Annotated in this window: 17 protein-coding genes; 5 read left to right on the top strand and 12 right to left on the bottom strand. The window is 69.4% G+C overall.

Annotation, left to right across the window (positions count from 1 at the left end):
* Nucleotides 1-321 precede the first annotated feature (321 nt).
* Nucleotides 322-3,711: an ammonium transporter gene (gene amt, locus dqs_RS14880; RefSeq protein WP_065340973.1), complete on the top strand. Its 3,390-nt coding sequence runs from the start codon at nt 322-324 to the stop codon at nt 3,709-3,711.
* Between the two features lie 19 nt (nt 3,712-3,730).
* Here amt and dqs_RS14875 read toward each other — a convergent pair whose 3' ends face one another.
* The 3 genes from dqs_RS14875 to dqs_RS14865 form a co-directional block, all read right to left on the bottom strand.
* Nucleotides 3,731-4,213, bottom strand: a complete 483-nt coding sequence (locus dqs_RS14875) for a glutaredoxin family protein (protein ID WP_011766604.1) — start codon at nt 4,211-4,213, stop codon at nt 3,731-3,733.
* Nucleotides 4,210-6,276: a M3 family metallopeptidase gene (locus tag dqs_RS14870; RefSeq protein ID WP_065340972.1), complete on the bottom strand. Its 2,067-nt coding sequence runs from the start codon at nt 6,274-6,276 to the stop codon at nt 4,210-4,212. The genes dqs_RS14875 and dqs_RS14870 overlap by 4 nt, the downstream gene beginning before the upstream one ends.
* A gap of 127 nt (nt 6,277-6,403) precedes the next feature.
* On the bottom strand, nt 6,404-7,177 hold the full coding sequence (locus tag dqs_RS14865) for a DUF2189 domain-containing protein (RefSeq protein ID WP_011766602.1): 774 nt from the start codon (nt 7,175-7,177) through the stop codon (nt 6,404-6,406).
* A gap of 207 nt (nt 7,178-7,384) precedes the next feature.
* On the opposite strand from dqs_RS14865, the gene dqs_RS14860 reads away from it, so the two are divergent.
* Both dqs_RS14860 and dqs_RS14855 read left to right on the top strand, forming a co-directional pair.
* Nucleotides 7,385-7,765, top strand: coding sequence for an MbcA/ParS/Xre antitoxin family protein (locus tag dqs_RS14860; RefSeq protein WP_065340971.1), 381 nt, complete (start codon nt 7,385-7,387; stop codon nt 7,763-7,765).
* The gene (locus dqs_RS14855; RefSeq protein WP_065340970.1) at nt 7,725-8,456 is read left to right on the top strand and encodes an RES family NAD+ phosphorylase; all 732 of its coding nucleotides are present in this window, start codon (nt 7,725-7,727) and stop codon (nt 8,454-8,456) included. Before dqs_RS14860 ends, dqs_RS14855 begins: the two co-directional genes overlap by 41 nt.
* A 70-nt stretch (nt 8,457-8,526) precedes the next feature.
* Here the strand turns inward: dqs_RS14855 and dqs_RS14850 are convergent, their stop codons facing one another.
* From dqs_RS14850 to dqs_RS14825, 6 genes are all read right to left on the bottom strand, one after another.
* Nucleotides 8,527-9,462 (bottom strand): phosphoribosylaminoimidazolesuccinocarboxamide synthase, encoded by a 936-nt coding sequence (locus dqs_RS14850; protein WP_065340969.1) that lies wholly within the window; start codon nt 9,460-9,462, stop codon nt 8,527-8,529.
* A 398-nt stretch (nt 9,463-9,860) separates the two neighbouring features.
* On the bottom strand, nt 9,861-11,153 hold the full coding sequence (locus tag dqs_RS14845; protein ID WP_065340968.1) for a DUF3422 family protein: 1,293 nt from the start codon (nt 11,151-11,153) through the stop codon (nt 9,861-9,863).
* 128 nt (nt 11,154-11,281) lie between these two features.
* Nucleotides 11,282-11,860, bottom strand: coding sequence for a YceI family protein (locus dqs_RS14840; protein ID WP_065340967.1), 579 nt, complete (start codon nt 11,858-11,860; stop codon nt 11,282-11,284).
* A gap of 58 nt (nt 11,861-11,918) precedes the next feature.
* Nucleotides 11,919-12,488 (bottom strand): YceI family protein, encoded by a 570-nt coding sequence (locus dqs_RS14835; protein WP_011766596.1) that lies wholly within the window; start codon nt 12,486-12,488, stop codon nt 11,919-11,921.
* Between the two features lie 45 nt (nt 12,489-12,533).
* A complete protein-coding gene (locus tag dqs_RS14830) occupies nt 12,534-13,088 on the bottom strand; it encodes a cytochrome b (RefSeq protein WP_011766595.1) in 555 nt (184 codons plus the stop codon).
* Between the two features lie 16 nt (nt 13,089-13,104).
* Complete coding sequence (locus dqs_RS14825; protein WP_065340966.1) at nt 13,105-13,911, bottom strand: DODA-type extradiol aromatic ring-opening family dioxygenase; 807 nt, start codon at nt 13,909-13,911, stop codon at nt 13,105-13,107.
* A 117-nt stretch (nt 13,912-14,028) separates the two neighbouring features.
* Between dqs_RS14825 and dqs_RS14820 the strand changes: the two genes are divergently transcribed.
* Nucleotides 14,029-14,964, top strand: a complete 936-nt coding sequence (locus dqs_RS14820) for a LysR family transcriptional regulator (protein ID WP_065340965.1) — start codon at nt 14,029-14,031, stop codon at nt 14,962-14,964.
* A 4-nt stretch (nt 14,965-14,968) separates the two neighbouring features.
* On the opposite strand, the gene dqs_RS14815 is transcribed toward dqs_RS14820, so the two are convergent.
* From dqs_RS14815 to dqs_RS14805, 3 genes are all read right to left on the bottom strand, one after another.
* Complete coding sequence (locus tag dqs_RS14815; protein WP_065340964.1) at nt 14,969-15,997, bottom strand: sensor domain-containing protein; 1,029 nt, start codon at nt 15,995-15,997, stop codon at nt 14,969-14,971.
* A 73-nt stretch (nt 15,998-16,070) separates the two neighbouring features.
* Nucleotides 16,071-16,376, bottom strand: a complete 306-nt coding sequence (locus dqs_RS14810; RefSeq protein WP_011766591.1) for a monooxygenase — start codon at nt 16,374-16,376, stop codon at nt 16,071-16,073.
* 104 nt (nt 16,377-16,480) lie between these two features.
* Entirely contained in the window at nt 16,481-17,500 is a 1,020-nt protein-coding gene (locus dqs_RS14805) for a VWA domain-containing protein (protein ID WP_065340963.1), read from the bottom strand.
* 351 nt (nt 17,501-17,851) lie between these two features.
* On the opposite strand from dqs_RS14805, the gene dqs_RS14800 reads away from it, so the two are divergent.
* Nucleotides 17,852-18,703 carry a S1C family serine protease gene (locus dqs_RS14800; RefSeq protein ID WP_236778688.1) on the top strand — a complete coding sequence of 284 codons (852 nt, stop codon included), beginning with the start codon at nt 17,852-17,854 and terminating at the stop codon, nt 18,701-18,703.
* Nucleotides 18,704-18,705: the final 2 nt, after the last annotated feature.

Genomic DNA, 18,705 nt, shown 5'->3' with positions numbered 1-18,705 from the left:
GGGCGGGCCGCCGCGCCTGGGCGGGCGGCCCCGGGCGGCGGATTCCGGAATGGCCCGGATAGTAGCGCAACCCGCGGCCGCTCCGTGCGCCGGGCAGCGACCGGGCGGGTGCCGTGAAGTGGCGGGCAGGAACCCGCCGCGGCTGGAGTCCGACCGGGGTTCGCTGCGCTGCAGCAAAGTGGCGCCGATCTTGCTTCCCATCCTTGCATCTGCGCGGAACGCCCGATTTGCGCCGACGATGCACGCTGCTGGTGCGATGCGTCGTGCGGGCGCTTCCGCTTTGGGGCGGAAGGCGCCGCCGCCGGATTGACGGGTCGTCGCATGCACGCAGCCGATATCGACATCCTCTGGGTCGTCCTGTGTTCAGGGCTGGTGTTCCTGATGCAGGCGGGCTTCCTGTGCCTGGAGTCGGGCCTGACCCGCAGCAAGAACGCGGTGAACGTGGCGCTCAAGAACCTGGTCGACTTCGCCGTCGCCGTGGCGCTGTACTGGCTGTTCGGCTTCGGGCTGATGTTCGGGGCTTCCGCCGCGGGCCTGATCGGCACTGATCGTTTCATGGCCCCGGTCGGGCAGGGCGCGCCGGGCGCGCTCGCGGCCTTCTTCCTGTTCCAGGCGGTGTTCTGCTCCACCGCGGCCACGATCGTCTCGGGCGCGGTGGCGGAGCGCATGCGCTTCGCCGCCTATCTCGCGGTGGCGGCGCTGGTCGGCGGGCTGATCTACCCGGTGTTCGGCCACTGGGCCTGGGGCGGAGGCCTCGGCGGTGCGCCGGGCTGGCTGGCCGCGATAGGCTTCGTCGATTTTGCCGGCTCGACCGCGGTGCACAGCGTGGGCGGCTGGGTGTCGCTCGCCGCGGTGCTGATCATCGGGCCGCGCCGGGGGCGTTTCGATGCAGGCGGGGTGCAGCCGATTTCGGGCGGCAACCTGCCGCTGTCGATGCTGGGGGCGATGCTGCTGCTGTTCGGCTGGTTCGGTTTCAACGGCGGCAGCACGCTCGCGCTGGATGCGCGTGTGCCGGGGGTGCTGGTCAATACCTTGCTGGGGGCGGTGGCGGGCGTGCTTGCCGCACTGGCCGCAAGCTGGTGGATGCGCGGCTACGCCGACGTGGTGCAGACGCTCAACGGCACCATCGCCGGCCTGGTCGCGGTCACCGCGGGCGCCCATGCCTTCAGCGCGGCCGAAGCGCTGCTGGTCGGCGGGGGCGGTGCGCTGGTGATGATCCTGTGCAACGAGTGGCTGCTGCACCGGCGCATCGACGACGCGGTGGGGGCGATCCCGGCCCACCTGGCCGCGGGGGTGTGGGGCACGCTGGCGGTGGCCCTGTTCGGCGATCCGGCGGCCTTGGGGACCGGGCTGGGCGCGGGCGAGCAGTTCTTCGTCCAGTTCGTCGGTGTCGTCGCCTGCGGCACCTGGTCGTTCGGCGTGGCCTGGCTGCTGCTGAAATGCCTCGACCGCCTGTTGCCGCTGCGGGTGACGCCGGAGCACGAGACGCTCGGGCTCAACGTGTCCGAGCACGGTGCCCGCACCGAGCTGCTCGACCTGCTGGAGGCGATGGAGGTGCAGGAGCGCACCGGCCAGCTCGCGGTGCGGGTGCCGGTCGAACCCTTCACCGAAGTCGGCCAGATCGCTGCCAGCTACAACCGGGTGATGGATGCGCTGGAGCGCGCGGTGGCGCAGACCCGCAACATCATCCGTGACGTGCGCGACGGCATCATCACCTTCAACCGCGAAGGACTGCTGCGCAGCCTCAATCCCGGCGCCGAGAAGCTCTTCGGCGTGGCGGCGGGGCAGGCGATCGGGCTGCCGATTTCACGCCTGCTTGGCGACGGCCAGGTGGTGCCCGAGCACCAGCTGCGCAGACTGATGGTGGCGGGCGACAAGACCGAACTGCGCCTGCACCGGCGCGGCGCGCCGCCCCGCGTGCTGGAGGTCTCGGTGAGCGAGAGCGCGCACGCCGGGGAGTTGCTGTTTACCGGGCTGGTGCGCGATGTGACCGATCGCCGCTCGATGGAAGAGCAGTTGCAGCGCGAGCGCGATCTGGCGCAGGTGACGCTGGCCTCGATCGGCGACGGCGTGATCACCACGGACGAGGCCGGGCTGGTGCAATACCTCAATCCCACCGCGGAGCAGCTGACCGGCTGGACCAGCGAGGAGGCGCGCGGCCACAACATCGCGGCGATCTACCGGCTCGAAGACGAGGGCACCGGCGCGGTGCTGGAGAACCCGGTGCGCACGGTACTGGCGCACGGCCGCGAGATCCGCCGCAGCGAACACGGCCTGCTGCTGCGGCGCGACGGCGAGCGCGTGCCGGTGCAGGACACCGCGGCGCCGATCCGCAACCGGCTGGGCTACCTGATGGGCGTGGTGCTGGTGTTCCACGACGTCACGGTGACGCTGCAGCTCACCCGCGAGCTGACGCTGCAGGCCAGCCAGGACGCACTCACCGGCGTGCCCAACCGGCGCGAGTTCGAGCGCCGGCTGGGCGAGCTTATCGAGCGGCCCCCTGCGCGCGGCGTCAGTCATGTGCTGTGCTATCTCGACCTCGACCAGTTCAAGGTGGTCAACGACACCTGCGGCCATGTCGCCGGCGACGAGCTGTTGCGCCAGGTCACCGCGCTGCTGTCGGGGCGCTTGCGCAGCGCAGACCTGCTCGCGCGGCTGGGCGGCGACGAGTTCGGCGTGATCTTCTTCAACTGCCCGGTGGAGAAGGCGACCGAGATGGCCGAAGGCCTGCGCGAGGCGATCCGTGACTTCCGCTTCGCGTGGGAGGGCAAGGTGTTCGCGATCGGCGTCAGCATCGGCCTGGTGCCGGTTGCGGGCAACGACCTGCACATGGGCCGCTTGCTGTCCGCGGCGGATGCGGCTTGCTACGCGGCCAAGGAGGGCGGCCGCAACCGGGTGCACGTCTATCGCCCCGACGACGACCTGCTGATGGAGCAGCATGGCCAGATGCAGTGGGTGTCCCGTCTGCACGATGCGCTCGAAGGCGACCGCCTGCGCCTCTACGCGCAGCCCATCGTGCCGCTGGAGCCGGGGCGGGCGATCCATTACGAGATCCTGGTGCGGCTGGAAGAGGAGGGCCGCATCGTCAGCCCGGGCAGTTTCATCCCGGCCGCCGAGCGCTACAACCTGATGCCGCGCATCGACGATTGGGTGTTCCGCAACGTGCTCGCGTGGGTCAGCGACACCTATCGTCAGTGCGGCCGCGTGGACGCGACCTGGTGCATCAACCTGTCCGGCAACTCGCTCAACGACGAGCGCCTGCTGGAGGACATCCGGGCGCGGCTGGCGCGCGCGGCGCTGCCGGCGGGGGCGATCTGCTTCGAGATCACCGAGAGTTCGGCGGTCGCCAACCTGTCGCGGGTGGTGAGCTTCATCGGCGAGGTGAAGCGGTTGGGCTGTGCGTTTGCGCTCGACGACTTCGGCAGCGGGCTGTCGTCGTTTGCCTACCTCAAGAACCTGCCGGTGGATTACCTGAAGATCGACGGCAGCTTCATCCGCGACATCGTCAGCGATCCGTCGGACCGCGCGATGGTGGAGGCGATCAACACCATCGGCCACACGATGGGGCTGGCCACGGTGGCGGAGTTCGTGGAGGACGAGGCCATCCTGCGTGCGCTGGAGGAAATCGGCATCGACTATGCCCAGGGTTACCACGTGGGCATGCCGCGGCCGCTGGCCGAGCTGGGCCGGGTGCGGATGATGCCGCGCTGACCGGCCCCGCGGCGGCGGCTTACTGTCGCGGCATCGGCGTTTTGGGGTAGCCGGCGTTGTCGAGCGCGCGCGTCCATCCGCCGGGTTCGAAACGCTTGATCGCGACTGCGCCGACGGTGATCGCCGGCACTTCGTCCGGGGTGCCGAAGCGGTCGCGGTAGGCGTTGATGTCCGCCTCGGTGGCGATCTTCATCTCGGTATAGGGCACGCCGCGCTCGGCCAGGAAGGCGCGCGCCCGGGCGCAGAGGTCGGTGCAGTTGTCCGAGGTGTAGAGCGTGACCGGAAAGGACTCGGCCGCCCTGCGTACGCCGTAGGAGTCCACCGTCTGCGCCGCGTCGCTGCGAAAACGCTTTTCGTCGACCCGCTTGACCGAGGGCGGGGGCGGCTGGTCGGAGTACTGCACCCGGCCGTGCTCGTCCACCCAGCGGTAGGTGGTCTGTGCCTGCGCGCCGGCCGTCAGGCCGAGCGCGAGCAGGGCAAGGGCGACGGCGCGCCGCGTCATGCGCTCACCATGCCGTTGTGGCGCAGCAGCGCGTCGACCCGGGGCTCACGGCCGCGGAAGGCCTTGAAGGATTCGATCGCCGGGCGGCTGCCGCCGACCGCGAGGATCTCGCGCCAGAAGCGCGCGCCGGTTTCCGGGTCGAGCAGGCTGCCCTTGCCGGCGCCGGCTTCCTCGAAGGCTTCGAAGGCGTCGGCCGACAGCACCTCCGCCCACTTGTAGCTGTAATAGCCCGCCGCGTAGCCGCCGGCGAAGATGTGCGAGAAGCTGTTGGGGAAGCGGTGCCAGGCGGGCGGAATCAGCACCGCCACCTCGCGCCGCACTTCGCCGAGCAGGTCGAGCACGCGCTCCATGCTGACCGGCTGGCCATTGGCTTCCACCTCGCCGTGCAGGCGCAGGTCGAACATCGAGAACTCCAGCTGGCGCACCATCTGCATGCCGCTCTGGAAGTTCTTGGCGGCGATCATCTTGTCGTAGAGCGCGCGCGGCAGCGGTTCGCCGGTTTCGGCATGAGCGGTCATGCCCTGCAGCACGTCCCATTCCCAGCAGAAGTTCTCCATGAACTGGCTGGGCAGTTCCACCGCATCCCATTCGACGCCGTGGATGCCGGACACCGCGAGTTCGTCCACCCGGGTGAGCAGGTGGTGCAGGCCGTGGCCGGTCTCGTGGAACAGCGTGAGCACGTCGTCATGGGTGAAGGTAGCGGGCTTGCCGTTGACCGGGCCGGGGAAGTTGCACACCAGGTAGGCCACCGGGGTTTCGGTGCCGCTGACGGTGACATGGCGGCTGCGCGCGGAGTCCATCCAGGCACCGCCGCGCTTGGTTTCGCGCGCGTGCAGGTCGAGGTAGAAGTGGCCGACGACGTCGCCTTCCTTCTCGATGCGGAAGAAGCGCACGTCCGCGTCCCAGCGCGGCGCCTCGTCGGGCAGGATGTCCACGCCGTAGAGCCGGCGCACCACGCCGAACAGGCCGTCGAGCACCTTGGGTTCGGGAAAGTATTGCTTCACCTCCTGGTCGGAATAGTCGTAGCGCTTCTGGCGCAGCTTTTCCGACACCCACGACGCGTCCCACGGCTGCAGGTCATCCAGGCCGAGTTCTTCGGCAGCAAAGGCCTTGAGTTCGGCGAGGTCGCGTTCGGCAAAAGGCTTGGCCTTGGCGGCGAGTTCGCGCAGGAAACCGAGCACCTGCGCCGGCGTGTCGGCCATCTTGGGTACCAGCGACACCTCGGCGAAGCTGTTGTAGCCGAGCAGGCGGGATTCCTCCTCGCGCAGCGCGAGGATCTTGCCGATCAGCGGACCGTTGTCCCATTCGGGCTTGCCCTGTTCGGACGCGCGGGTGGCATAGGCGCGGTACATGCGTTCGCGCAGTTCGCGGTTGTCGGCGTATTGCAGCACCGGCAGGTAGGACGGCATGTGCAGCGTGAATTTCCAGCCCGGCTTGCCGTCCTTCTCGGCGGCGGCGCGTGCCGCAGCGCGCGCATCTTCCGGAATGCCGGCCAGTGCGGCCTCGTCGGTGATCCACTCCGCGTGGGCATTGGTGGAGTCGAGCAGGTTCTCGGAGAACTTGGCGCCCAGCTGCGAGAGTTCTTCCTGGATGGCCTGGAAGCGCGGCTTGACCTCGTCCGGCAGTTCCGCGCCGGACAGGCGGAAGTCGCGCACTTCGTTGTCCAGGATGCGGCGGCGCGCCGGCGACAGCGTGGCGTATTCGGCGCTGTCGCGCAGTGCCTTGTATTTGTGGAACAGCGCCAGGTTCTGGCCGACCTCGGCGTAGAAGCGCGAGACCTCCGGCAGCATCGCGTTGTAGGCCTCGCGCCACTCCGGCACGTCCATCACGCTGTGCAGGTGGCCGACCACGCCCCAAGCGCGCCCCATGCGTTCGCCGGTTTCGGTCATCGGCGCGACAAAGCTGTCCCAGGTGGGTGCGGCGGGGTCGGCGGTCAGGCGCTCGATCAGCGCGCGGTATTCGTCGAGCAGGCTGCGAATGGCGGGCGCGACGTGTTCGGGACGGACGGCATCGAAGCGGGGCAGGCCTGAGAAGTCCAGCAGCGGATTGGCGGCAGCGGTCATGATGGCGGTATGGCGTCGGCGACGCGTCGGATGGCAAGTGATGGCGGCTATTGTGCCGAAAAAGTACAAAGGGCGCCGCTATGGGCGCCCCGGTCAAAAGCAATCGCGGCGACGTGCGCCGGTGCGGTCACTCGACCATGTCGCGGTAGGCGTGCCAGGTGGCGTGGCCGACCAGCGGCAGCAGCACGACCATCGCAATCATCATCGTGGCAAAGCCGATCGCCATCAGCACCACGATCATCGCCGCCCAGACGATCATCGCCGCGGGGTTGATGCCCACCGTCTTGGCGCTGGTCATCGCGGCGGTCACGGTGTCGGTCTCACGGTCGATCAGCATCGGGATCGCCATCGCCGACAGTGCGAACACGGTCGCCGCCAGTGCGCCGCCGACGACCAGATAGGCGATCACGAAGCGGGTGTATTCGCCGGACAGGAACACCGTGCTGGCGAAGTTGCCGAGGTCGGGCACATTGCCGTCGTAGAACAGCGCGAACAGGATTGCCGAGATGCGCTCCCAGCCGATCAGCGCAACCGCCAGCACCAGTCCGAAGTAGAGCAGCGTGTCGCCGTGGCGGCCGAGGCCCATCAGCGAGTCGCGCAGGCCGGTGCGCAGCCCGCGTTCGCGCCGCCGCGACATCTCGTACAGCCCCGCGGCGGCAATCGGTCCGACCAGGAAGAAGCCGGAAATCGCCGCGGTGAACAGATACGGCAGGTTGGAGGCGTAGGCCAGGATCAGGTAACCGAGTACGGCCAGCGCGGCCCCGTAGCTGAGACTGGGCACCGGGTTGTCGCGCAGGTCGGCCCAGCCCATGCGCAGCCAGTACAGCGGCCGCGAGGCGCCGACCTCACGGATGTGGGGAAGGTGGAAGTGGTGGTCCAGAGCCGGATAGGACTTGTTCATGGCGACCTCCTGCGGGGAAAAATACGCCGCGCTCCTCTGGCGGGAGCGCTCCGGGTTGCTACTCAATCTAGAACAGCCGACAGGGATTCGCGACCGGGTTTACCCACGGGCTGGCCGCAGCTGGACGGCCGGCGGCGTCGAAACGCCGGCAACGGGCGCACAGGTATGCTATAGAATGAATGTGTGGCTACAAATTCGGAGGATGTGATGCTTCAGCAGGCACCCGCCGTTTCGGCGGAGCGCTCGGCGGTGCTGACCCAGGCGGTGGCCGAAGCGGCCGCGCGGCTGCGGATCGGGCCGACCGAGATGGGACAGATCGTCGGCGTCAGCCAGTCCACGGCATCGCGGCTGTTGCGCGGCGCCTACCAGTTGCGCGAGGCCGCGAAGGAGTGGGAGCTGTCGGTCCATCTGGTGCGGCTCTACCGCTCGCTGTTCTCGCTGGTCGGCGGCGACGACGAACTGGCGCGCGGCTGGCTGCGCTCGGCCAACGCGGCATTCGCGGGGCGTACGCCAATCGAACTGATGAAGCGCATCGACGGCTTGCTGCATGTCTGCGAATACCTGGACGCCCACCGCGCTCGCGTCTGAACTGCGGCCCTGGGCGGGCTCGGGCTGGCGTGCGGTGGAGGCGCAGCACCGCGTTGCCACCATGGGGCTGGCCGGTGGCGACCTGGCGCGCCAGACCCTGCTCGAAGACATCCTGGAAGCGCACAAGCCGCAACTGCCGCCCGCCGCGGAAGGCCTGCACTGGCTGCTCGCCACGCCGTTCCGCTACTGGCCGCTGCCCGGCGGATCGCGCTTTCGCCGGCGCGAGGACCCAGGTGTGTTCTATGGAGCGGAAAGCCGCGAAACGGCCTGCGCCGAAAGCGGCTACTGGCGGCTGCGTTTCTGGCGCGACAGCAGCTTCCTGAGCGAACGTCCGCGCGCGGTGCCGATCACGCTGTTCGAATTCTGGGCCGCGACCAACGCGGCGCTCGATCTGACGCAGCCGCCGCTCGCGGCCGGGCGTGCGGCATGGACCCATCCGGACGACTACAGCGCGACGCAGGCGCTGGCGCTCGCCGCGCGCGAAGGCGGGGCGCAGGCAATCCGCTACGAGTCGGTGCGACACCCGGGCGGCTTGTGTGTGGCGCTGCTGGGCCCGGAGGTGTTCCGCGCCGTCGCCGAGCCCTATCGCAACAACCAGCAGGGATGGACGCTGCTGATCCAGCCGCCTCACCTCACCGTATGGCAGCGCGACCTCAGCGCCGAGCGCTGGACCTTCGCCTTTCACGACTGAGCGCCACGCCGAAATGAAAAACGCCGCCGGCGCACAGGGCGCGGGCGGCGTGGCCGGGCGGTGCGCCGGCTCAGGCCAGCGTCAGGCCGGTGAGCTTTTCGTAGGCTTCGCGGTACTTCGCCGCGGTGCGCTCGACGACGTCGGCGGGCAGGTTGGGGCCCGGCGCCTTCTTGTTCCAGTCCAGCGTTTCCAGATAGTCGCGCACGTACTGCTTGTCGTAGGACGGCGGGCTGATGCCCTCGCGGTAGCTGTCGGCCGGCCAGAAACGGGACGAATCCGGCGTCAGCGCCTCGTCGATCAGGTGCAGGGTGCCGGCGCCATCGATGCCGAACTCGAACTTGGTGTCGGCGATGATGATGCCGCGGCCGGCGGCATAGTCGGCTGCCTGGCTGTACAGCGCGATCGCGGCCTGGCGGGCTTCCTCGGCCAGCCCGGCGCCAGTCTTGCCGGTGCCGGCGAGCGCTTCGGCGAGCACCGCGTCGCAGTTGGCCTGTGCCTGGGCGAAGGAGATGTTCTCGTCGTGATCGCCGACTTCTGCCTTGGAGGCCGGGGTGAAGATGGGCGCCGGCAGCTTGGCTGCCTGCTTGAGCCCCGCGGGCAAGGCGATGCCGCAGATCGCGCCGGTGTCCTGGTAGTCCTTCCAGCCGGAGCCAATGACGTAGCCGCGCACCACCGCTTCGATCGGCAGCGGCTTGAGGCGCTTGACCACCAGCGCGCGGCCCTTGACCTGCTCGCGCTCGTCGGCGGCGACCACCGATTCCGGATCGATGCCGGTGAGCTGGTTGGGGACGATGTGGCCGAGCTTGGCGAACCAGAAGTTGGCCATCGCGGTGAGCACGCGGCCCTTGTCGGGGATCGGGTTAGGCAGGATCACGTCGAAGGCGGACAGCCGGTCGCTGGTGACGATCAGCAGCTTGTCGGCGTCGACGGCGTAGATATCGCGGACCTTGCCGCGCCCGAGCAGCGGCAGACTCTTGATGGTGGATTCGAAAAGCGGGGTGGCCACGGAAGGGGTCTCTGAGAGCAAAACGCGATTATAGGTGAGCGCGCTGCTTTTACTCCTCTCCCTTCAAGGGGGTTTGGCCGGGGTTTCGGCAAGCCCTGCTCGATGCCGGTGGAGCGGCGACGCGAATCCGAGACGACTGCCCAGGAGATTCACGTTCCTCCCCCTTCAAGGGGGGCGGAGCAGGGGTTTCATCGAGCACTGCTCGATGCCGGCGGAGCGGCGAGGCGCAGCCGAGACTACTGGCTAGGTGGGGGATGGGGTCAGGCGCAGCGCCGCGATATCCCATCCCCACCCCAGCCCGGTAGCCAGTGCCAGGAGGCGCTGTCGTTCGGCCGGCGGCGAGCGATGCTCGCCGAAACCCCGTCCTCACCGCCTTGAAGAGTGAGAAGCAAGCTGCGTCAATGCCCGCCGCCGTCCTCGGCCGCCAGCGCCTTGCGCATCCGCCGCAGGCCGAGCGCGACCAGCATGGCGATGACCGGGATGGAGGCGGCGGTGATCAGTTCCGGCGTGGCCGGCTCGATCAGGTGCTTGGCGCCCTTGGCCATGTAGTTGACCAGCTGCGAGGCGTAGTAGGTGATCGCCACCACCGACAGGCCTTCCACGGTTTCCTGCAGGTGGAGCTGGATCTTGGCGCGCCGGTTCATCTGCGCCAGCAGTTCCTGGTTCTGGCGCTCCAGCTCGATATCCACCCGCGTGCGCAGCAGTTGCGAGTTGCGTGCGATGCGGCTGGAGAGGTCTTCCTGGCGGCGGGCGATCGAGGCGCAGGTGTTGATCGCCGGGGTCAGGCGGCGCTCCATGAACTCGCGCACCGTCGGCATGCCCGCCAGGCGCTCCTCGCGCAGTTCGTCGATGCGCTGGCGCACCAGCTGGTAATAGGCGCCGGCAGCGCCGAAGCGGAAGGTGGTGCGCGCGACCGAGCGCTCGACCTCGGCGGCGAGGCGGGTCAGGCGGCCGAGCACCTGGCGGTCGTCTTCCGCGTTGCGCGCTTCGCCCATGCGGTCCATCAGGTCGGCCAGTTCGTCTTCGGCGCGCGACAGCAGCCGGCCGACCTCCTTGGCCACCGGGAACGCGAGCAGGGCCATCACGCGATAGGTTTCGATCTCGACCAGGCGCTGCACGGTGCGGCCGGCCTGGCGCGGTGTGAGGCCTTCGTCCAGCACCAGGAAGCGCGAGAAGCCCTCATGCAGGTGGAAATCGGTGAACACCCAGCCGGCACCGTCGGCGATGCGCGAGCCGACGACCGTCTTGCCGCGCGGCGAAACCTGCACCATCACCGTGTCCGGCGGCACGTCCCTGGCGCTGCGCAGTTCGATATGGGTGGCAGTGATCAGCTGACCCGGGATGTCCTTGCGCCAGGCCGCGGGCACCGCCAGCAGCGCGTGTTCGTCGCCCACGTCCGCAGGCGAGATGCGGCGGAAGAAGGTGTAGCTGGAGAACTCGTTGTGGCGCTCCCACTTCAGGCGGAAGCCGCCGCAGTCGAGCGACAGGTGGCCGCTGTCGGTGGCGGGCAGTGGCAGCCCGAACTGCTCGGCCAGCGACTGGATGTGGGCGCCTTCGCGTTCGGCGCTGCCCTCGTGATGCAGGAAGGCGAGATAGCTGATGAACTCCGGCGTATCGAGCGGAAGGTGGGGGCGGGCGTGGACTTCGTCGCTGAGCGTCTGCCGCAGCGGATGCTGGGTGAAGAAGGGCATTGTTGTTATGGAGAACGCGCCGAGGGGTAGCGCAACGGCGCATTCTTGCCCAGCGTCTTCGCCGCTGACAAGGCGCGGCGGGCAAAAAGGCCCGCCGCGGGTGTGGATTGCTGCGAGAGGGGCGGAAATCAGCCCTTGATCGCTTCGACGGCGATGTCCAGCGTCACTTCATCGCCCACGTGGGGGGCGTACTTGCCGGCGTTGAATTCGCTGCGCTTGATAACGGTGGTGGCGTTGGCGCCGATCGCGTCCTTGTTCAGCATCGGATGCGGCATGTTGAGGAAGGACGTGACCTGCAGCGTGACCGGGCGGGTGATGCCCTTGATCGTCAGCTCGCCGTCGATCGAGACCGGCTTGTCGCCTTCGAAGCGCACCTTGGTGGACTTGAAGCGCGCGGTCGGATGGCTGGCGGTATCGAGAAAATCCGCGCCCTGGATGTGCTCGTCGAACAGCGCAAAGCCGGTGTCGACCGACTTCATGTCGATCGTGACATCGACCGAGCCGGTTTTCGCGGCCTTGTCGAGCACGATGGTGCCGCTGGTCTTGTTGAAGCGCGACAACTGCTTGGACAGGCCGAAGTGGCTGTAAGAGAAGCGCGGGAAGGTGTGGCTGTTGTCGATCACATAGCTTTCCGGCGCGGCCGCGGCGCTGCCGGCAAAACCGGCGAACAGGGTGGCGAGGGCGAGGGTCTTGAGGGTGTTCTTCATGTCGTCTCCGTAGGAAGGATGGGGCTGGGGAAAAGGGGAATGCGGGGCCGGCGGGGGCTCAGCGAGCCGCCGCCTGCACGTGGAATTTCACGAGGATTTCGTTGGCGACGATGCTGGGGTCGGCCCATTCGCCCTCGCCGATGCCGAAGTCGCTGCGCCGGAGCACGAAGCTGCCGTCGAACACGCCGGCGTTGCCCTGCGCATTGAAGGTGAAGGGTGCGGTGACTTCCTGGCTGCGGCCCTTGATCGTCAGCGTGCCGGCGGCTTCGAAGCGGTTGCCGCCGAGCGCCTTCACCCGGGTGGCGCGAAAGCTGGCGCGCGGATGGCGCGCGGTGTCGAACCAGGCCTTGGCGGCCGATTCCGCGTTCGCCTCGGCCGAGCCGGTGTCGATGCTGGCTAGGTCGATGTCGATCGCGGCGCGGCCCGCTTCCGGCCGCGCGGGATCGAAGGCGAGCTGGAAATCCGCCTTGCCGAAGCGGCCGTCCATGCCGACGCCCATCTGCTTGTAGCTGAAGTCCACCCGGCTCGCGGCGGCATTCACCTGGGTGAATTCGACCGCGTATGCAGCCGTTGAAAGGGCGAGGCTGGCGGCGAGCAGGCCGAGGGCGGCGGGGCGGGAGCGGGGCATGATCTTCTTCCTGATGGGTTGTCGGGGCAGCGCGTGATTCGGCGTTCAGGCCTTGTGCGGCAGCATCCGCGTCAGCACGTCATCGCGGTCGATGAAGTGGTGTTTGAGTGCGGCACCGACATGGCCCAGCACCAGACCGGCCAGCACCATGTTGAGCGCGAAGTGCAGCGTCTGCAGGCGGTCACCGAGCGTGGCGTCCTTGGCGACGAGGTCGGGCAGCGGCAGCACGCCGAACCACACCGTCTGGAAGCCCTTGGCCGAACTCATCAGCCAGCCGCTGATCGGGATCAGCAGCATCAGCACGTAGAGCAGCACGTGGATCGCCCCGGCCGCGGCGCGCTGGTAGGCCGGCATTGCGGCCGGCAGCGCCGGCGCCGGGTGGGTGGCGCGCCAGCCCAGCCGCAGCAGCACCAGCGCGAACACCGTCACCCCCGCCCACTTGTGCCAGGAGTAGAGCTTGAGCTTGGTCGGCGATAGCGGCAGATCGTGCATGTAGAGGCCCAGCGCGAAGATCGCGAACAGCGCGAGCGCGATCAGCCAGTGCAGCGCGATGGCGGTGCCGGTGTAGCGGGCGGCGGGATGGGCGGGCGGGGTGTGCATGCGGTCGTCCTCCTGATCAGGCCGTGGCGTCGCCGAACGCGAAGCTGTCCATCGCCAGCACGCCGTCGGTGACGCCGCCGGGCAGCCGGGTTGCCCGGGTCCAGTCCGCGCCCGCGGCGCCGAGTGCGAAGTACAGCGGCAACAGGTGCTCGTCGGTGGGGTGGGCGCGCACCGCGTGCGGCGCCCGGGTGCGGTAGTCGAGCAAGGCTTCGAGGTCACCGGCCGCGATCGTGTTCCACATCCAGTCGGTGAATTCGCTCGCGTAGTGGTCGTCGGGATCGCGCGGCGCGCGGAATTCGTACAGGTTGTGGGTGATGCTGCCCGAACCCATCAACAGGATGCCCTGCTCGCGCAGCGGCGCCAGCGCGCGGCCCAGTTCCAGCAGCACCACCGGCGAGCGCGTGGCCGGCTGCGAGAGCTGGATCACCGGCACGTCGGCGTCCGGATACAGGTGCATCAGCGGCACCCAGGTGCCGTGGTCGCGCCCGGCCAGTTCGTTGGCTTGCACCGTCACGCCGTGGCCGGCGAGCAGCGCGATGACTTCGGCGGCGACACCGGGCGCGCCGGGCGCCGGGTAGTCCAGCGCATACAGTTCGCGCGGAAAGCCGCCGAAGTCGTGCACCGTGGCCGGCTGCGCGCTCGCGAGCACTTCGGGCGAGCGCGTCATCCAGTGCGGCGACACCGCCACCACTGCGCGCGGACGCGGCACGCGGGCGGCAAAGGCAGCCAGCACCGGGCCGGCTTCGCCCGGATTGAGGGCGAACATCGGCGAGCCGTGGGAAACGAACAGCGTGGGCAGCGGGGCGGGATGCGTGGTCGTCATGGTGAGCGTCCTCGCCGGCATCGGGCCGGCGTCGATGAAGGCACTTTATTGAAACCCAGGATGGCGATAAATCCGTCTTCAATTGACAGACTGTCAAACGGGTGAGAACAATCTTTCATGGATCGGTTTCGTGAACTCAGCGTCTTCGTGGCCGTCGTCGATGCCGGCAGCTTCGTCGGCGCCGGCGACGCGCTGCGGATTTCCAAGGCCGCGGTGTCGCGCTGCGTGCAGGACCTGGAAGCCCGGCTCGGCGCGCGCCTGCTCCAGCGCACCACGCGGCGCCTGTCGCTGACCGAGGCGGGGCGCGCGTACTACGCCCGCGCGCGCCAGCTGCTGGCGGATCTGGACGAAGCCGACGGCGCGGTCGGCGCGGTGACCGGGCAGCCGGTCGGCCGCCTGCAGGTGAATGCGCCGCTGTCCTTCGGCGTGCGCTACCTGGCGCCGCTGTGGGGCGACTTCCTCGCCCGCTATCCCGGCATCGAACTCGACGTGTCCCTGTCGGACCGCATGGTGGATCTGGTGGATGAGGGTTACGACCTCGCGCTGCGCATCACCCGGCTGCAGGATTCGTCGCTGGTGTCGCGCCAGCTCGCCACCACCCGCATCGTCATGTGCGCCGCGCCGGCCTACCTTGCGCAGCATCCCGCCCCGCAGCGCCTCGCCGACATCGCCCACCACGCCGTCATCGCCTACAGCTATGCGCAGAGCGGCGATGTGTGGCGCTTCGTCGGGCCGCAGGGGGTGGAGGAGGAGGTGCAGACCCGGCCGCGTTTCCGCGCCAACAACGGCGACACCTGCCGCGCGGCGGCGCTGGCCGGGCAGGGCATCGTGATGCAGCCGACCTTCCTGGTGGGCGACGACCTGGCCGCGGGGCGGCTGCTGCGGGTGCTGCCGGAATACGGCGGCGTGGAGGTCGGCATCCACGCGGTGTATCCGTCGCGCAAGCACCTGTCGCTGAAGGTGAGGGTGCTGCTGGATTACCTGGCGGCGGCTTTCGCCACCGTGCCGTGGGCGGAGTGTGAGGCGGTGGAGCGCGCGCGCGGGGCCGGTTGAGGCCCTAGGCGGCCGAGGCCGCGCTGTCTTCGCCAGCCACCGCGACGCGGCCCTTGCCGCTGCGCTTCGCCGCGTACATCGCACGGTCAGCCGCGGTGAGCAGGCTGCGGCGGCTGCGCCCGTGCTGCGGCCCGAGCGCGACGCCGATGCTGGCGCCCAGCTGGCACTGCGCGCCGCCTTCGATGACGATGGGCGCGGCCAGCGCCGCGATCAGGTTTTCGCCCACCGCGCACGCGGCGGCGCGGTCGGTATGCGGCAGTACCGCGACGAACTCGTCGCCGCCCAGGCGGCCGACGAAGCACTCGGCCGGCAGCGCCTCGCGCAGGCGCTGCGCCACCGTGACCAGCACGAGGTCGCCGCTGTCGTGGCCGAGGGTGTCATTGACCGGCTTGAAGCCGTCGAGGTCGATGAACAGCACGCCGAAGCAGCCCGGCAGCGCCAGCATTTCGTCCAGTACCTGGCGCAGCTGGGTGCGGTTGGGCAGGCCGGTCAGCGGGTCGTGCAGCGCCAGGTGTTCGACGCGGGCGCGGCTCGCTTCGAGCTTGGCCACCGCGTCGCTCAACTCGCGGTTGCGCTCGGCCAGTTCGGCGGTCCGCGCGGCCACCAGGTGTTCCAGATCGGCGTTGAGTTCCTGCAGGCGGTGCTCGCTGTCGCGCAGGCGGTCGATGGTGTCGTACAGCGCGGTGACGTCGGCCAGCGCGGTGACCACCCGCGTGCTGCCGTCGGGCGCCTGCAGCGGGCGGAAGCTGGAGCGCACCGTCAGCGTGCCGCCGTCGCGCGTGCGCACCTGCCATTCGTTGGGTGCGCTGCGGTCGTGCGACAGCGCCATGCGCAGGATGTCGGCCTCCAGGTGCCGGTCCTCGGGGCGCAGGATCAGGCGGAAGCTCTGCCCGATCAGTTCCTCGCGCGCGTAGCCGAACATCCTGCAGTAGGTCGGATTCACATCGACGTAATGCCCGCGCTCGTCGGCAATGGCAATGCCGACGGGGGTGACGTCGAATACGGCGGCGAAATACTCGTCCTGGCTGGGCATGGCGGTCCGGCGGCCCCGGCTGAAACGCGGAAGCGGCGATTGTAGTGGCATCGCCGCGCCCGGGGTGAGCCGCTTACAGCGGTGCGCGCGTGATCGCCGACAGCGGGCCGTTGACTTCGAACACTTCCGCGCGGATGTCGACAATGCCGAAACCGGCCAGACGGGCGCGGTGCTTTTCGAGATAGCGCGTGCAGGCGGCTTCGTCGTCGAACAGATAGATGCCGCCTGCGCGTCCGCGCTCGCGGTTCTCGGTCCAGATCTTCCAGCGCAGGCCGGATTCGCCGGCGATGTCGTGCGCAAGCGGGTCGCAGGCGCTCGCCAGCGCCTCGCCCCAGGGGCCGTCGTAGGGAAAGTCGATCTGCAGCAGGCGGGTCGTCATCTCAATCTCCTTGTCGTGGCGGCAGGGAATCTCCGCAGAAGAATGATAGATGCTTGGCCGGGTTCCGACTTTGCCGGGTTGATTGCCCCTCGTTCTGCCTCTGGTCAGGCGTAGCGGTTGTTGCGGAGCAGGGAGAGCATTGCGGCGAGGGTGGCGAACAGCGCGGCCAGTGCCGCGAACAGCGCGGTCAGCTCGGTGCCGCGGCGTTCGAGCACATAGCGCGCGTTGAGGTCGTGGTAGATCTGCTGCAGCTCGGCGGCGGTGCCGGCGTGAAAGTACTTGGCCTGGGTCAGGTCGGCAATGGCGCGCAGCGTGCCCTCGTCGAAGCGCATGAACACCGACCAGCCCTCGTTCTGGATGGTGGCGCCCTCGGCGGTGCCGAAGCCGACGGTGAAGACGCGGATGCCGCGCGCGGCGGCCATGCGCGCCGCGTCCACCGGCTCCGGCCCGCTGGTGCGGCGGCCGTCGGTCAGCAGGATCACCGCGGCCGAACCGTTGGAGCCGGGCGCGACTTCCTCACGCGGGGCGTTCGGCGCGCGGCCGGGCTCGGCGCTGCTCATCATCGTGGGATCGGGGTCGAAGCTCTCCTCGGGAAACAAGGCCGACAGCGCGACGATGATGCCGCTGCCGATCGCGGTATGGCGCGCGAGCTGCAGGCGGTCGATCGCGCCGAGCAGGTCCTCGCGGTTGTCGGTGGGGGCCTGCACCACGGTGGCGGTGCCGGCAAAGGAGACGATGCCGATGCGCACATCGGGCGGCTGGTTGCGGACGAAGTCGCGCGCCGCGGCCTGCGCCGCGCTCAGGCGGTCGGGCGGCACGTCGGGTGCGCTCATGCTCAGCGAGACGTCGATCGCGAGGATGATGGTGCGCTGTTCGGACGGCAGCGTGATCACCGCGCTCGGCCGCGCCAGCGCGAACGCGGTGGCGGCCAGCGCCAGCAGCAGCAGGGCCGCGGGCACATGGCGCCGCCAGCGCTGGCCCGGGCCCAGCGCCGGACGCAGCAGCGCGAGGCTGGCAAAGCGCACCGGCTCGCGCCGGCGCCGCCGCAGCAGCCAGACGTAGGCGGCCACCAGCGCCGGCAGTACGGGCAGCAACCACAGCGTTTCCGGCCACAGCAGGTTCATTGGAGGTCTCCCTCGCCAACGCTCGTTCATTCACTGTAGCACCCGCGCCGGCGGACGAAACCGGCGCTGCCCAGGCGCGCGGCAGCGATGGAATTTCTGCGGGAGTGCGCAGTCACACCCGAAGCTTTCGCCTGCGCGGCAATCGCGGGCGGGCCCCACCGGACGGGAGCGCCTATGCCCAAGGTTCCGCTCTACAGCAGTTCCGACCCCGCACGCGGTCCCCGGCGCCGGGCGCCGCAGCCCGCCCGCGGGCGCGCGGGTGCTGGGGCGCCGCCCGCACCGGCCGCCCCCTCGGCTGAACCCTCGGCTGCCGCGGTGGCCGCCCCCGCGGCGGCGCAACCCGGCCCACCCTTGGCCGCTTCAACGCCTCCGCCTGCGGCGCAAAAGCCGCTCCGCCCGCCCTGGCGGCGTCATCCCCATCTGACCACGCTGATTGCGTGCGCGCTGCTGCTCGCGTTCGGGCTCGGCACCTACCACGCGTTGCTGCCGCCCCCGCCGGCGCTGAGTCCGGCCCAGGTGGAGGCGGTGGTGGACAAGGTCATCGTGCACAAGTCGCTCACCGCCCCGGCGGCGCGCGCGTTTCGCGCGATCGGTCCGTCGGTGGTGCGGGTGCGCGGCTACGGCCATCCGCACAAGGGTAAGGGCAAGGACAAGGGCGACGACGAGGCGCTCAGCATCGGTTCGGGCGTGGTGGTGGTCGACCGCGGCGTGATCCTGACCAGCCTGCATGTGGTGGCGGGTTCGCCGCGGCTGAAGGTGACCTTTGCCAGCGGACTGGAATCCGAGGCCGAGCTGGTGGGCGCGCGCCCGGACCAGGACCTGGCGGTGATCCAGGCGGCGCGCATTCCCGACGACCTGGTCGCCGCGACCATGCGTTCCAGCAACGACCTCGCGCTCGGGCAGCCGGTGGTGGCGGTCGGCTTTCCGTTCGATGTCGGCCTGACCGTGACCGAGGGCGTGGTTTCCGGCCTCGGGCGCGAATTCCGCACGCCCGGCGGGCGCATGCCGCTGCGCGATCTCATCCAGTTCGACGCCGCGGTCAATCCCGGCAGCTCCGGCGGGCCGCTGGTCACCATTGACGGCGAGGTGGTCGGCATTGTCACCGGCATTCTCAATCCCACCGACGAGGGCTTCTTCGTCGGCATCGGCTTTGCAGTGCCCATCGAAAGCGCCGCCGGCGCCGCCGGCATCTCGCCGTTCTAGCC

Source organism: Azoarcus olearius (genome assembly GCF_001682385.1).
Classification (GTDB): domain Bacteria; phylum Pseudomonadota; class Gammaproteobacteria; order Burkholderiales; family Rhodocyclaceae; genus Azoarcus; species Azoarcus olearius.
Note: the sequence above shows the minus strand (reverse complement) of the source record. Positions and strands in the feature narration are given on the sequence as shown.